The sequence below is a fragment of the Bradyrhizobium sp. Kon56 genome (assembly GCF_055807635.1).
In genome coordinates, this window is the sequence record NZ_JBVVOU010000020.1 from 71,652 (window position 1) to 84,777 (window position 13,126).

A 13,126-nucleotide genomic window follows, 5' to 3' on the forward strand; every position below is an offset into this window, starting at 1 on the left:
TCTCGACGCGAGGGACGTGAGCAAACCACCTGCAACGGGACGATCGAGTACCCCCCACCGCCACGAAGCAATATGCCTGCGCCTTTCGGTAATCAAAATACCTTATTTAGTCAGCTTTGTTGGTTTTGCTAAACCTGTGCCCCGTTCGCAACACCATTGCGAACCGATTCCGTGAGCTGATCATCTTTGTAGTTTTACTGACAAAATTACCCTGCTCTGCACTTGCGTCAGAGCAGGCTTGCGTGGACTATGGCTTGCACGACACCGGCCGCATACAAATCAGATCACGGGAGTGACGCTGTGTCAGCGACGAGGAAAGAAGGGGCGCGCCTCCGCACCATCGGCAATCTGGATATCATCAGGCGCTTCACCTGGGAGATATCGTCGATCAACATGTATCTGGAGGAGCTGCGTCAGTTCTGGGCGAGAACGCTCGGCATCAGCGGCCCGCAATGGCTGATCCTGATGGCGATCTCCGACCTCGACAAGGACGACGGCATTCCGGTCAACGTCGTCTCGAAACTGCTCCACGTCGATCCGTCGTTCGTCACCACCCAGTCCAAGCTGCTCGAGAAGAAGGGCCTGTTGCGCCGCCGCCCCTCGCCGACCGACGCAAGGGTGGTCCGACTGTCCCTGACCGAGAAGACGCAAAAGCACCTGGCGAGCCTCAACGAGCAGTACAAGACGATCAAGGAATTCGTCTTCCAGGAGTTCGACGAGAAAGAGCTGACGGAATTCACCACCAAGCTCGCGATGTTGAAGACCCGTCTCGAAAAAGCCTGCGTCCGCCTGACCCTCGACTTCTGAGGCGACGTTCTCAGATGCGCCCCGCGGCGCCGAGCCGCGATTCCAGCCAATCGAAGATGTATTCATTGGCAAGGCTCGGATTGTCCGCATGGGCCTGCGCCGCGCCGGTTTCGGCCGCGGTGAACACCTTCAACATCACATCCGAACTGCCGAGCCGCGACGTCTGGACGATCTGACGCGCCCGATCGGCCTTGAGCCAGCCGTCCTCGCCGAGCGTGATCAGCACCGGACAGTCGGCGCTGGAGGCCATCAGCGGAGCATGCGGCACCGGAACGATGCTGACGTCGCTCATCGCGAATCGGCTGGCAAAGAAGGCCCGCTCGTGCAGGTCCCACAGGCCGCCATCGCAGACGGCGGCGGCAAGCCGCGGCTCCTGCAGCACCGCGCGCGCCACGAAGGAAGAGCCCCAGCCATCGGCGACGATCGCGACGCGCTCGAAGTCGACCTCGCTGCACGTCTCCAGATAGTCCATGACGCACGGAATCGCACTCTCGAGATCCCGGCGCCGCAACAGCGCGTCGAGATAATCGTCGCGCTGGTCGCCGAACAGGTCCAGCGCCAGCAGCGAAAAGCCGCGCTCGCGGGCGTGCGGCGCGAGCTTGAACAGAAACTCTTCCTTGCGATGGCCGGGCTCGCCGATGCAGATCACGGTCGGGGCTCGCACGCGCTCCAACGGCGCGTGCGCGGGCAGGAAATAGCCCTGCAACGAATGTCCGTCGAGCCAGGGTATCGTCACGACTTCCCCGGCAGGGTCGCGCGCGGCGAGGAAGCGGCGGGCGCAATCCTGCATCGCGAGGACCGCGACCCAGCGGCGCTCGTCCGCCTGATCGAGCGGCATTGCGGCCGCGCTGTAGTAATTCATGGCGCGGAGCCAATTGCGCTGCGCGGTCGCCCTGTGACCTTCCGCGAACGCGGCCTCGGCACGATGGCGATTGGCCTGCGCCAGCTTCTTCCACTCGCGATGCCAGGACTGGTCGTCGCCCCGCTTCAGCTGCCGCGCGATCATCAGGCATTCGGCGATCGTGGCGCCGCCGTCCTGGGCCGCGGTGAGGAGCCGCGTGAACTCAGCGGAGATGTCCTCTCGCTCCGGGCAAAGGATCCAGTCGTCGGAGAGGCATGCGGGTATCATCGGGAGCTACGCTCTGGTCATCGCCTTACACGTGACTGAATAAACTATTTTGGTTCCCTGACCAAGCTGCGGCGCGCCCAATGAGAGCCGTTCGAGATCACCATCGCTTGAACGCAGGGATGTGTCGCATGCGTGACATTCCAATGCGTCAGGAGTGGCCGACACGGCCAAGAAACGCCGGCAGCGAACTGGCAAGAGGTGGCACGTGAAATTGCCTGCGCGCCTCTTGCCATGATGCGCATCATACCTATATCGGCGCGCGCTCGTCGCCTGCGTCAGCCGAGCCGCCAGCCGACCTCCTGCGTGAAACTTTCGTAGAAGGCGCGGTCGTAGGCCTGCTCCGGCGTAGCACGAACGCGCTCGTCAAGGCGCTTTGCATCCTCACCCACGAGAATGCGCCATTGCTCCGCCTTGACCCCGTCGAGGATGATCCTGGCGGCCTGAGCCGCCGTCGTCGGCGCATCCTCGAGGAAGCTGCGGGCGCGCTCGGCGAACGCCGCCTGGATGTCCTCGTCCGACATCTTGTCGGCATCCGGCACGCCGGCCGCGACCATGCGCTTGCGGGTCAGCGCGACCTCGTCGCCGTTGAGCCGCTCCGAGCCGTCGGCGCTCTGCACCTTGCGCGAATTGGAGACGATCGAGGTGCCGATATGGCCGGGCATCACCACCGAGCATTTGACATGCGGCGCGTGCAGGCGAAGGTCGTTGATGAGCGCTTCGGTAAATCCCTTCACGGCGAACTTCGCCGCGCTGTAGGCGGTGTGCGACTGGTTCATGCCGATGGACGCCCAGAAGCCGTTGACGCTCGCGGTGTTGACGATGTGGGCCTCGTCGGCCGCGACCAGCATCGGCAGGAAGGTGCGGACGCCGAGATAGACGCCGCCCCAGCAGATGTTGAAGGTGCGCTCCCACTGCTCGCGCGTGTTGGTGAACAGGCTGCCGCCGCCGCCGATGCCGGCGTTGTTGAACAGGAGGTGGATCCGGTCGGTCTTCTGCTGCTCGGCGAGCTCGTCGCGGAATCGCTTGAGATGATCCTCGATCGAGACGTCGGCGACATGGGTGGTGACGCGCAGGCCCTGCGGCAGCTTCTCGAGCTCGCACAGCCGCTTGGTCTCGGCCATCGCGGCTTCCGAGACGTCGCACATCGCGACATTGCAGCCCTCGGCGACGAGCTGCCGCGCGAGCTCGCGTCCCATTCCCGTGCCGCCGCCGGTGATGACGGCGATCTTTCCTGCAAAATCCTTCATGGGACTTTCGGCCCCTCCCCTGTCGGTATGTTTCTTCATGGCTACGCCGCGTGCATCGAAGCGCGCACAAAATGTAGCAGCGCCGCATCCGCAGGTAAAAGCGGATCGGCGCTGCTATGTTCATCAGGGATTTCGGGGCGCGGACTATTCGGCCGCCTCGACGCGCCGCCCGTTCAACGCGCCGAGGCCGTCCAGCGCCTTGCGGATCGCCGCCTGCTGCGCGCTTGAGGGCTCCGGCATCGGCGCGCGCGGGTAAGTCCTGGGCAAGCCCTGCAGCGTCTGCGCATAGCGCGTGCAGGCCGGGAGATTGTCGGCGATGACAGCGTTCCACAGCGTCAACAGCTTCTTGTGCAGATCGAGCGCGCGCGGATGGTCACCCGCCTTCACCGCATCCCACAGCGCGACGGAGGCATGCGGCGCGGCGGTCAGGATCGCGGCGATCGAGCCATGGGCCCCCAATGTGTAGGACGGATACATCAGGGCATCGACCGCGCTGTAGATCAGCTTCTCCGGCGCCATCATCATGAGGTCCGCGAACAGTTTCAGATCGCCCGCACTCTGCTTGACGCCGACCACCAGCGGCACCTCGGTCATGATCCGCGTCAGCAGCGCCGGGGAAAGATAGGACCACGGCACCACGTTGTAGATGATGATGGGCATGCCGGTCTCGTCCGCCATGGCGCGGAAATGCGCCACCATCGCCTCGTCGTCTGGCTTGAACAGATAATGCACCGGCGTGACCTGGAGCGCTGCGACATTCATGTCGCGCACCAGCTTGCCGCGGCGGATCGCATCGCGGGTGGAGTCGACGATGATGCCGGCGATGACGGGAATGCGCCCCTTCACCGCGGCTACCGTCGCCTCCATCAGGTCGCGATATTCCTCGTGATCGAGCGTATGCCCCTCGCCGGTCGAGCCGCCGGCCGCGACGCCGTGTGCGCCGGCGCCGATCATCCAGTCGACCTGGGCTGCTACGAGGGTGTAGTCGATTTCGCCATCCTTCCGGAACGGCGTCGTCATCGGCGGGATTACGCCGGTCGGTCGTGTCTTCATGGTCTGCCCTCGCGTTTCCATATCCCTTGTGGCGGTCCCGATCTTTTGGCGGGTGGCCGCGGTCTGAAAGACTAGCGGTTACAAGCGGCCTGTGAAGCGCCACCGGCGCGGCGCTGCTCCCAGCATTCGACATCCCTGCGGTTATTATTGACCCGGTTCCCCGTATTTGCCCGGCTTCGGTTTAGGGGCAATTTTTTTACAATCCGAATCGTTAAATGGAGTCCGGACGCTGGGTCGAGTCGGCCAGGCCAGCGTGTTGTTTGCGTCACAGGCTCTGGCACTCCGCTTGCATCCTCTTCGTGGTCAGAAACTACCGATGAGGTGACTGGAATGTTCGTGACCGTCGTTGCCGTGCTCTGCCGGCTGAGTGCAGCCAGCTCAGGCAGTTGCATCGAGGAAATCGTGACCGACAGCAACATGACGCCCGAGATGTCGATGATGCAGTGTGCGATCGGCGCACAGGCTCCATTGGCGAAATGGATGGGCGAGCATCCGATCTACCACGCCAACTGGCGGCTCGATCGCTACAAATGCGTTCCGGGTCGCTACGAGGTCAAGGGCCACGCCTAAGGGCCCGCAAAACTACTGATACCAAGACGACGGACCAAGACTAAAAACGAGGAAACGCCCCGGAGGCCGACTGGTCTTTCCGTGCGGGCATCGACAGCGCCAGCCCCCATTGCGGCGGCGCGCTTTGTGACAACGATCACACCTTCCCCTTAAGCCACCGCCCGCAGAATGATCGCACGCGCGCCTCGCCCCTCCGGCGTCGGCATCAGCGCGTAATTGTGCGGCTGGTCACGGAGCAGATGCAGCTCGACCGGCACGCCCGCCGCCCGCGCCCCGGCATCAAACTACAGAGTGGCTGATCCAGGTTTGAGTCGAGGGAGCCCATCAATTACTCGAGCGACGACGCTCAGCATGCTAGTCGCAAAGATTCGAGCCTCGACCAGTCTTTCGTCTTGTTCAAGGTCCAGCTGTAAGACTGACGCTAACCATTCGGCCTTGTTTCTGCGGGAAAAGCTCCTGCAAAAGCCTTCTAGCTCTCCCTCCCTTAAGATCAGAAGACCTATGGCCTGCGACGCAACACATATCTTCTCGAAGGCATTGATCAAATCTGAATCGGCAAATCCTCGATACCCGTCTTCTTTGATCCTTTGCCAAGGTGAAGCGCTCTTTCCCATCTCAGCTATTTGCTTCCGAGATTGGTCCGCAATGGCTTGGCTATTCCGCAACACAGCAGCGATCCGTTCAAGCTCCAGCGCGACTTCGTTGAAGGCTCCAATCGTTTTGATTTCACTTTGGTTATCCCTATAGGTGAACCAGTGAACCAACGACATGAGTCAACTTGGAAGTGAATTGAAATGGACAGGACACTAATGTGTAGACAGGAAAAAGAGAGAGAAAATAGAGCACAAGAGAGACCGCGCCCAACTGCCCGGGGTACGGCGACGGTGGTAAATGGTAAGGGCGGGGCTACAACGCAACAAATAGAAAGAAATCGCTGCGCCGCCCGACGTAGGCTTCACAATCGTTATCACCTGGGCCAGCCTATCAAGAAGCCAGTGGCCTTGTTTCTGAAGGTAGAAAGGGTAGGAGCAGCGAGCACACCCCGAAGCGGATCCATAATCGCGATGTAGTCGGTGTTGTCCCGCTGAATCCCATAAGCGACGACTACATGAGCTGGGTTTTTCCCTTCCATTACTATGTAGAGATGGTTCCCGGACGTCCCCGCCAGAGGAAACATCTTTTCGTATACATAGTCGAACGTGAGGTCGGCTCTGTCGATTTCCTCGTAATCCATGTTGATCGAGAGGCTGTTTGCAATCTCACCAAAGTACGCAAGATCGAGCGCATTTCCATTGCAGTACATCTGAAACATTTGGATGATTGAGCTATATGACCAACTGACCCCGCGAGTGGCTTCAAGCCAGGAGCTAAGGGCGCAAGCCCAACACACGGGCAGTGAAACTTCGTCGTCGCCAGTTCCTACCGATGGTTGCTTTACAATTCGGGGTTTCGATAGACGATACGTGACCATCTGATACCCTCATTCCCGACAGCATGATCCCCAGATCAAAGCCCGTACTAATGTGTCTTCATTGTTGCTGCTAAGTTCAAGCGCAGGCAAGAATTGTATTGCGGCCAACCGAAGCCGTTCTTCAATCCGCTCGAAGCCCTCGAAGCCGTCCATTAATCCGCGCGCTCGTTCGCACCGAATCGCAGCGCCCTCGCGCGCTGGATTGCAGCGCCTTAGTTCTGCTGACTAGTGCTCCGTTACGCTGCGTTACGCTAATTGCAGCACTTTTTCATGGATTCGAACCCCTTCTTTTCGAGGGCTTCCAGAGTTGCGTAAATCGTCGCCATCGGAACCGCCTTGCGCACCGCAGAAGGGCATACGTCGCCTGGCCGTTTGCCGTTTAGGGCCGCCTCCAATGCGGCAACCTTTTCCTCAAGCGCCTTCGTCCGATCAGGTATCGTCCCGAGTTCCTTCCATAGCGGTACGTCGTTTAGCCACTTACGGACGTCGTCGATTACTCCGATTGCCCTACCGCCTGGTGTGCGACTTGGAAATCAGATAGGTGAGGAACGATGCGCATGCTCCGATAAAGAAGATCGCGTCAGCTTCATCAACGTCCGCTTCAGCCTCACTTAAGAGCGCATGTCGGATGCCCTTCTCATCGCTCGTATATCCATAGAGTGATAGGAACGCCTTTTTAAGCGCCGGATGGAGAGCAATCCTCTGTACTAATCCCGACAATGCCTTCGAAAGATCGCCAGTAGGTTCGAGCACGCGCGCAACTGACTCCGCTGCGCTGATACTTTCACGAACGCTTGCTGGGTAATCTCCTTCGGTGAGTTTCAAAGCAGCATTTTTTAAGTGAGTTTTTGCGCCACCGAATTGCGAAGCAGATAATGCTGCGTTCGCCTGGATAAGCGCGTCGGCTTCCTCTGTTGAGGCAGTCGGCCAGAACACACCGTCTTCAATGCGGTAAGCCGCGCGGCAGTTCTCTAATACCAACTGAACTGCTGGACCGAGATCAGGCGGACAATTTGGGTGCCGAAGAACAGCCTAAAGCCAACCGTACACCTTGTGGCATTCGGCTTTTTCGAACAAGTCACCGATCTTGGTGACGATCCCGTTCGGATTGAATTTGTCGATGCGAACGTGGTGGTGGTCGACATGCAGATCCTTCAGAATTCTGGACCAGTTTCCACGATAATGGAGAATGTCGGTGTAGGCTCGATCAAGCCTTGCATGAATGCAGGCCCAAAGCTTCGCCCGAAGTTCTCGACTAAGTTCCTTGCGGTCGAGCTGCGCCGGGAGAGGTGCCAAACCCTCGCTTGTTCAAAGGTCAGCGATCTACGATCCGAGGTGCCCATGTGCCTGGCTCCGGGCGAATCAACGCGCGATGGTGGTACGCCCCACGTACACGCGGGCAAGCTGTCGTTGGTTATCCGGGCTATTCACATCCCGGCGACATAAGCCCGTTACCCTATCCGTTACCCTTGAGAAAATCCGGACGCCCTGAAATCCGGCTAAGTTTTGGTCGGAGCGAGAGGATTTGAACCTCCGACCCCTAGTCTCCCAGACTAGTGCGCTAACCGGGCTGCGCCACGCTCCGAACGTCGTTCCATTAGCTAGGATCGCCGCTTTGCGCAAGGCGAGGTGACACCATTTTGCTGTCTCCGCCGAAAGGCCTCGGAACTGGCCCAAAGCCGACGGAGTCCGGCGTCAGGCGTCCTTCAATGCCTGATCCAGCATTTCGCGGCAGGCGATGAGCTCGGCGAGCACCCGTCCGAGGCGCTCCCGGTCGATGGCGCTGGGGCCTGCGGGCGCGGCGGGGGTGCCGCCCTTGCGGAAGGTGGTGAGGATTTCCTCGTCATCGGTCTCGGAGAAGCGGAAGTCGATGCCCTCCTCCTCCTCGCCCTGGTAGTCGTCATCGTCGCTGTCGCGGGCGCCGCGGACGCCGGTCTCCTCCTCGGGCTCCATCAGGCTGGCGCCGACGGCGTCCTCGATGGCGCCGAACGAGACCGCGGCCGCGCTGTCGGCGAGGCCCTGCACCGATTTGACGCCGTGCTCTTTCAGGATCCGCTGCACCCCGCGGATGGTGTAGCCCTCCCCGTAGAGCAGACGGCGGATGCCCTTGAGCAGGTCGACGTCGTCGGGGCGGTAATAGCGGCGGCCGCCGCTGCGCTTCATCGGCTTGATCTGGGAGAATCGGGTCTCCCAGAACCGCAGCACGTGCTGCGGAATGTCGAGTTCCTGCGCTACTTCGCTGATGGTTCGGAACGCATCCGGCGCCTTGTCCAAATGCCAAATCCTTATCCAGAGGGCGGATTACGCCTCGGGTTGCGCCTTGCTGGCGTCGCCATTGGTGCGGTGCTGGGCGTTGATCCGCTGCTTCAGGATCGCCGACGGCTTGAACACCATGACCCGGCGCGGCGAGATCGGCACCTCGGTGCCGGTCTTCGGGTTGCGACCGATGCGCTGACCCTTCTTGCGGACCATGAAGGAGCCGAACGAGGACAGCTTCACCGTCTCGCCCTTCTCAAGGCAATCGGTGATCTCCTTCAGCACGAGTTCCACGAAGGCAGACGATTCCGTGCGCGACAGCCCCACCTTCTGGTAGACGGCTTCGCACAGATCGACACGCGTTACGGTTTTACTTTGATCGGTCATCGCCCTGCCCCACATCACGGCGAACAATTGTTGTCTGAAATTATGAGCTTACGATACAGCGGTCAACAGCGCTCATCAATGCAGGCGCATCGATAATCCGCGCTGATTCGGGCAAAATTTTACCGAGTGTGGCTTACCAGCGCACCAGCGCGGAGCCCCAGGTGAAGCCGCCGCCCATGGCTTCGAGCAGAACCAGGTCGCCGCGCTTGATGCGGCCGTCCTTGCGCGCCACCGACAGCGCCAGCGGGATCGAGGCCGCCGAGGTGTTGCCGTGAAGGTCCACCGTCAGCACCACCTTCTCCGGCGCGATATGGAGCTTGTGCGCGGACGCATCGATGATTCGCTTGTTGGCCTGGTGCGGCACGAACCAGTCGATGCTGTCGGCATTGAGCCCGGTCGCCTTGAAGGCGTCGACGATCACGTCGGTGATCATGCCGACCGCGTGCTTGAAGACCTCGCGGCCCTCCATGCGCAGATGGCCGACAGTCTGGGTCGAGGACGGGCCGCCGTCGACGAACAGCTTCGCCTTGTGACGGCCGTCGGAGCGCAGATGCGTGGTCACGATCCCGCGGTCGGTCGCGGCATTGCCCGGCTGCTCCTGCGCCTCCAGCACCACCGCGCCGGCACCGTCGCCGAACAGCACGCAGGTGCCGCGATCGGTCCAGTCGAGGATGCGCGAGAAGGTTTCCGCGCCGATCACCAGCGCGCGCTTGAAGGCGCCGGTGCGCAGGAAATTATCGGCGGTGGCGAGCCCGAACACGAAGCCCGAGCACACCGCCTGAAGGTCGAAGGCCGCGCCATGGTTGATGCCGAGCCCGTGCTGCACGGCGACCGCGCTTGCGGGGAAGGTGTTGTCAGGCGTCGAGGTCGCGAGCACGATCAGGTCGATCGACTGCGCGTCCACGCCAGCGTCCGCGAGCGCAGCCTGCGCCGCCTTCAGCGCCAGATGCGAGGTGAACTCGCCCTCGGCCGCGATATGCCGCTCGCGAATGCCGGTGCGTTGCACGATCCACTCGTCGGACGTGTCAATGCGCGCCGCCAATTGGGCGTTGGTCACCACCTGCTCCGGCAAATAAGAGCCGCAGCCCAGCACGACCGAACGAATTTGAGTCACGAAACAGCCTCCTGCGCGGCCTGCACGGAACTGAGTGCACCACCTTCGCGATTGAGCATCTGATTGATCTTGTTGAGGAGATCGAATTTGACCATCTCATAGCCAACATCGATCGCATAGGCAAAGCCTTCGGCAGCGATTCCGCCATGGCTCTTGACCACGATCCCGTTCAACCCCAGCAACACGCCGCCGTTGGATTTGTTCGGATCCATCTTGTTGCGCAGGGCCTGGAAGGCGTTGCGCGCAAAGAGATAGCCGAGCTTTGACAGCCAGCCCCGCTTCATCTCGTCCCGGAGCAATTCCGCCATCTGCCGCGCGGTTCCCTCCGCGGCCTTCAGCGCGATGTTGCCGCTGTAGCCCTCGGTGACGATGACATCCGCCACCCCCTTGCCGATGCCGTCGCCCTCCACGAACCCGAGATAGTCGAGCTCGGGCAGGTTCCTGGCGCGCAGGATTTCGCCGGCCTCGCGAATCTCCTCATGCCCCTTGATCTCCTCGACCCCGATATTGAGCAGGCCGACCGTGGGACGCTTTTTGTTGAACAACACGCTGGCCATCGCCGCGCCCATGATGGCGAGCGACACCAGATGATGCGTATCGCCGCCGATGCTGGCGCCGAGGTCGAGGACGACGGAATCGCCGCGCCTGGTCGGCCACATGCCGGCAATGGCCGGACGGTCGATGCCCGGCAGCGTGCGCAGGTGGAAGCGCGACATCGCCATCAGCGCCCCGGTATTCCCGGCGGAGACCGCAACATCCGCCTCGCCCTTTTTCACCGCATCGATGGCAAGCCACATGGACGAGGTCCTGCGGCCGCGCCGCAGCGCCTGGCTCGGCTTTTCCTCGCCGCTGACCGCGACATCGGTGTGGATGATCTTCGAGGCCGCCTTCAGCGTGGGGTGGCGGTCGAGCTCGGGTTCGATCTTGGCGCGGTCCCCGATCAGCAGGAATTCGATCTCGCGATGCCTTTGGAGCGAGATGGCGGCGCCTGGGATGACCACCGCGGCGCCGGCGTCGCCCCCCATGGCGTCAAGCGCGATGCGAACCTTGCTTGGCATAAAAGTCCTGGAAACCTGGGTCTGGTGCGGTCTTGAACGAGCGGGGCCGCAAATGGGTTCGCCACGAACATGGCGGTCGGTCAAGCGCCACGCCGCACCCGGACCGGGGCGCGACAATAGCGTTTTGTTATCCCGAAACAACCTCTTGCCCCCAGCCTTTTGCATTCGGGAGCATCGGGCTGCGGACGGACTAATTCACAAGAAGTACATCAAAATCAAACGGATAATCGAGCTTTTCAAACCACCGCCGCAAACATCTCGCCCCGTCCCGAAGCGGTCCTCTGGAGAAGCTGGCACCTATTTGTCTTTCTTCCCGTCCTGAAGTGCCTTCAGGACCGCAAAGGGGTGGTCCTCCGGATCCCGGGCGATAACCTCGGGCTCAAACACGACCCCCGGCTTGCGCGGATAGGGATCGACCGCCAGGAACAGGGCATCGGTGGCAAGTCTCCCAAGGTCGATGATGCCATTGACGATCGCCTCCAGCGGGTCGGCGACCTGCTCCTGATCGTCGTGCCCCTCCTCCATCAGGTCGGCCAAGCGGCGGACCTCGGCCTCGGGGGCGAATATCAGGTCCACATCCTCGTCGATGTCGCTCTCCATCGGATCAAGCGTGACCACACAGGTCTGGCCGATCCGGGCGCGAACGTGCCCCGTGACCTGGATCCGGTTGCCGCTTTTCGGCACGACATCGAAATCGGCCTGGACCGAGACAACCTCGCGCAAGCCTGCCGTCTCAGCCATAGCCTGTCGCTCGGCGGCCGAGGCCTCGAGCTTGCGATGCAGGCCGGTATCCGGGATCTGTGCAACGATGACGGGCACCTGCCAGGGATCGGGCCCGGATGCTGGTATCGGTCGGGTCATGGCGTGACATCCTCAGGAAGCGCTGGAGGAAACTTGAAGGACGCACCCAGCAGTGCGGCCTCGCCGGTCTGGGCGAGGTTGGCCTCGGCCGCCCTGGCATAGGCCGCGAGCTGCTGCGCCTGGTCCATGCCGGCCCCGTTCAAGATATTCTTGCAGATCGCGGATGCCAGCGCCTCGCCGCCGCCTTCCATGGCCTGATCGTAGGCCTGGACCCGGCCATAAAACGCCTCGCCGAAGGCCCGCATCCGCTTCGGCACGGTCTGGTCGCCTATCCCCATCTCGCGCAGATTGTCGTCCATGTCCTCGCAGAAACGGTCGAACAGCGCCTGCGACAGCTCGGTGGCGCTCTGGACCGTGCGCAGGCGGCGCAGCAGCAGCCAGAGGTGCAGCAGCAACAGATCGAAACGCCCGTTAACGGTATCCGGCACGCCCAAGTCGCGGTAAAACATGGGTTCTCGCGCCTGCGTCACGATCATGCCATAGATGGCTTCAATGGTGCCCGGCGAGGCTAGGCGGGGTTTCCTGAAGTGATTGAACGGCCAAAGCATTGTGGTTTCCGCAAGCGGGCGCGCGCGTGTTGCATTCAGAGCCTCCGCCCGGTACTTCAGCGCCTCGCGCGACGCAAGGGGACGGAATCAGTTCCGCTATGACGATAACGAACCAGACCAGCCTGCGTGCAGACAAGCCGCGCGGCCTTCATGCACGTTGGCGCGGCTTGCGCCTGTTCGCGGCCGCGGCCCTGGTTGGCGCCGCGCTTGCGGGCTGCACCGGCGAGCAGTTCCAGAAGGGTTACATCCTGCCGCCCGGCGCACTGGAGCAGATCCCGATCGGTGCGAGCCAGGACCAGGTGCTGATCGTGATGGGCACCCCCTCCACCGTCGCAACCCTCGACGGCGAGGTGTTCTATTACATCTCCCAGCGCTCCGAGCGCATTGTCGCCTTCATGAACCAGAGGGTGGTCGACCAGCGCGTCATCGCGGTCTATTTCGACAAGAACCGGCGTGTGCGCCGGCTTGCGAATTACGGTCTCCAGGACGGCAAGATCTTCGATTTCATCAGCCGGACGACGCCGACCTCGGGCCAGGAGATGAGCTACCTCACGCCGATCTTCAAGCTGCTCAGCTTTAACTGAGCCTTCAGCCTGCGGCTTCGTGCGGCTTGCCGTTGCGCATA

At 61.7% G+C, this 13,126-nt stretch carries 16 protein-coding genes and 1 tRNA gene; 4 read left to right on the top strand and 13 right to left on the bottom strand.

Annotation, left to right across the window (positions count from 1 at the left end):
- The first annotated feature begins 300 nt into the window (after positions 1–300).
- Positions 301–807: a MarR family winged helix-turn-helix transcriptional regulator gene (locus AC0L3B_RS26955; protein ID WP_007611061.1), complete on the top strand. Its 507-nt coding sequence runs from the start codon at positions 301–303 to the stop codon at positions 805–807.
- A gap of 10 nt (positions 808–817) precedes the next feature.
- Here AC0L3B_RS26955 and AC0L3B_RS26960 read toward each other — a convergent pair whose 3' ends face one another.
- From AC0L3B_RS26960 to AC0L3B_RS26970, 3 genes are all read right to left on the bottom strand, one after another.
- Complete coding sequence (locus AC0L3B_RS26960; RefSeq protein ID WP_473381391.1) at positions 818–1,936, bottom strand: alpha/beta hydrolase family protein; 1,119 nt, start codon at positions 1,934–1,936, stop codon at positions 818–820.
- A gap of 275 nt (positions 1,937–2,211) precedes the next feature.
- A complete protein-coding gene (locus AC0L3B_RS26965; protein ID WP_247384814.1) occupies positions 2,212–3,183 on the bottom strand; it encodes an SDR family NAD(P)-dependent oxidoreductase in 972 nt (323 codons plus the stop codon).
- A gap of 144 nt (positions 3,184–3,327) precedes the next feature.
- Positions 3,328–4,236 (bottom strand): dihydrodipicolinate synthase family protein, encoded by a 909-nt coding sequence (locus AC0L3B_RS26970; RefSeq protein ID WP_085384798.1) that lies wholly within the window; start codon positions 4,234–4,236, stop codon positions 3,328–3,330.
- A gap of 330 nt (positions 4,237–4,566) precedes the next feature.
- Here AC0L3B_RS26970 and AC0L3B_RS26975 point away from each other — a divergent pair, with 330 nt between their 5' ends.
- Positions 4,567–4,806, top strand: coding sequence for a hypothetical protein (locus AC0L3B_RS26975; RefSeq protein WP_162496319.1), 240 nt, complete (start codon positions 4,567–4,569; stop codon positions 4,804–4,806).
- A 284-nt stretch (positions 4,807–5,090) separates the two neighbouring features.
- Here the strand turns inward: AC0L3B_RS26975 and AC0L3B_RS26980 are convergent, their stop codons facing one another.
- The 3 genes from AC0L3B_RS26980 to AC0L3B_RS26990 form a co-directional block, all read right to left on the bottom strand.
- Positions 5,091–5,576, bottom strand: a complete 486-nt coding sequence (locus tag AC0L3B_RS26980; protein ID WP_473381392.1) for a hypothetical protein — start codon at positions 5,574–5,576, stop codon at positions 5,091–5,093.
- A gap of 197 nt (positions 5,577–5,773) precedes the next feature.
- Positions 5,774–6,118 (bottom strand): hypothetical protein, encoded by a 345-nt coding sequence (locus AC0L3B_RS26985; protein ID WP_473381393.1) that lies wholly within the window; start codon positions 6,116–6,118, stop codon positions 5,774–5,776.
- A gap of 666 nt (positions 6,119–6,784) precedes the next feature.
- The gene (locus tag AC0L3B_RS26990; RefSeq protein WP_473381394.1) at positions 6,785–7,258 is read right to left on the bottom strand and encodes a hypothetical protein; all 474 of its coding nucleotides are present in this window, start codon (positions 7,256–7,258) and stop codon (positions 6,785–6,787) included.
- 36 nt (positions 7,259–7,294) lie between these two features.
- On the opposite strand from AC0L3B_RS26990, the gene AC0L3B_RS26995 reads away from it, so the two are divergent.
- Positions 7,295–7,723, top strand: coding sequence for a hypothetical protein (locus tag AC0L3B_RS26995; RefSeq protein ID WP_018456779.1), 429 nt, complete (start codon positions 7,295–7,297; stop codon positions 7,721–7,723).
- Positions 7,724–7,784: 61 nt separating this feature from the next.
- On the opposite strand, the gene AC0L3B_RS27000 is transcribed toward AC0L3B_RS26995, so the two are convergent.
- From AC0L3B_RS27000 to AC0L3B_RS27030, 7 genes are all read right to left on the bottom strand, one after another.
- Positions 7,785–7,862 (bottom strand) — tRNA-Pro (locus AC0L3B_RS27000).
- Between the two features lie 110 nt (positions 7,863–7,972).
- Complete coding sequence (locus tag AC0L3B_RS27005; RefSeq protein ID WP_007611070.1) at positions 7,973–8,551, bottom strand: MerR family transcriptional regulator; 579 nt, start codon at positions 8,549–8,551, stop codon at positions 7,973–7,975.
- 27 nt (positions 8,552–8,578) lie between these two features.
- Positions 8,579–8,920: an integration host factor subunit alpha gene (locus tag AC0L3B_RS27010; protein ID WP_018456841.1), complete on the bottom strand. Its 342-nt coding sequence runs from the start codon at positions 8,918–8,920 to the stop codon at positions 8,579–8,581.
- Between the two features lie 133 nt (positions 8,921–9,053).
- A complete protein-coding gene (locus AC0L3B_RS27015; protein WP_026233249.1) occupies positions 9,054–10,034 on the bottom strand; it encodes a beta-ketoacyl-ACP synthase III in 981 nt (326 codons plus the stop codon).
- Complete coding sequence (gene plsX / locus AC0L3B_RS27020; protein WP_247338762.1) at positions 10,031–11,092, bottom strand: phosphate acyltransferase PlsX; 1,062 nt, start codon at positions 11,090–11,092, stop codon at positions 10,031–10,033. Before plsX ends, AC0L3B_RS27015 begins: the two co-directional genes overlap by 4 nt.
- Before the next feature lie 297 nt (positions 11,093–11,389).
- The gene (locus AC0L3B_RS27025) at positions 11,390–11,953 is read right to left on the bottom strand and encodes a YceD family protein (RefSeq protein WP_473381395.1); all 564 of its coding nucleotides are present in this window, start codon (positions 11,951–11,953) and stop codon (positions 11,390–11,392) included.
- Positions 11,950–12,501, bottom strand: coding sequence for a ubiquinol-cytochrome C chaperone family protein (locus tag AC0L3B_RS27030; protein WP_026233251.1), 552 nt, complete (start codon positions 12,499–12,501; stop codon positions 11,950–11,952). The genes AC0L3B_RS27025 and AC0L3B_RS27030 overlap by 4 nt, the downstream gene beginning before the upstream one ends.
- A 98-nt stretch (positions 12,502–12,599) precedes the next feature.
- Here AC0L3B_RS27030 and AC0L3B_RS27035 point away from each other — a divergent pair, with 98 nt between their 5' ends.
- Positions 12,600–13,085, top strand: a complete 486-nt coding sequence (locus tag AC0L3B_RS27035; protein ID WP_018456846.1) for an outer membrane protein assembly factor BamE — start codon at positions 12,600–12,602, stop codon at positions 13,083–13,085.
- Positions 13,086–13,126 lie beyond the last annotated feature (41 nt).

What these genes read in the sequence shown, in the direction of transcription:
- AC0L3B_RS26960 (WP_473381391.1), bottom strand. Translation starts at nt 1,936, where the DNA reads ATGATACCCGCATGCCTCTCCGACGACTGGATCCTTTGCCCGGAGCGA.
- AC0L3B_RS26965 (WP_247384814.1), bottom strand. Translation starts at nt 3,183, where the DNA reads ATGAAGGATTTTGCAGGAAAGATCGCCGTCATCACCGGCGGCGGCACG.
- AC0L3B_RS26970 (WP_085384798.1), bottom strand. Translation starts at nt 4,236, where the DNA reads ATGAAGACACGACCGACCGGCGTAATCCCGCCGATGACGACGCCGTTC.
- AC0L3B_RS26975 (WP_162496319.1), top strand. Translation starts at nt 4,567, where the DNA reads ATGTTCGTGACCGTCGTTGCCGTGCTCTGCCGGCTGAGTGCAGCCAGC.
- AC0L3B_RS26980 (WP_473381392.1), bottom strand. Translation starts at nt 5,576, where the DNA reads ATGTCGTTGGTTCACTGGTTCACCTATAGGGATAACCAAAGTGAAATC.
- AC0L3B_RS26985 (WP_473381393.1), bottom strand. Translation starts at nt 6,118, where the DNA reads ATGTTTCAGATGTACTGCAATGGAAATGCGCTCGATCTTGCGTACTTT.
- AC0L3B_RS27010 (WP_018456841.1), bottom strand. Translation starts at nt 8,920, where the DNA reads ATGACCGATCAAAGTAAAACCGTAACGCGTGTCGATCTGTGCGAAGCC.
- plsX (WP_247338762.1), bottom strand. Translation starts at nt 11,092, where the DNA reads ATGCCAAGCAAGGTTCGCATCGCGCTTGACGCCATGGGGGGCGACGCC.
- AC0L3B_RS27025 (WP_473381395.1), bottom strand. Translation starts at nt 11,953, where the DNA reads ATGACCCGACCGATACCAGCATCCGGGCCCGATCCCTGGCAGGTGCCC.
- AC0L3B_RS27030 (WP_026233251.1), bottom strand. Translation starts at nt 12,501, where the DNA reads ATGCTTTGGCCGTTCAATCACTTCAGGAAACCCCGCCTAGCCTCGCCG.
- AC0L3B_RS27035 (WP_018456846.1), top strand. Translation starts at nt 12,600, where the DNA reads ATGACGATAACGAACCAGACCAGCCTGCGTGCAGACAAGCCGCGCGGC.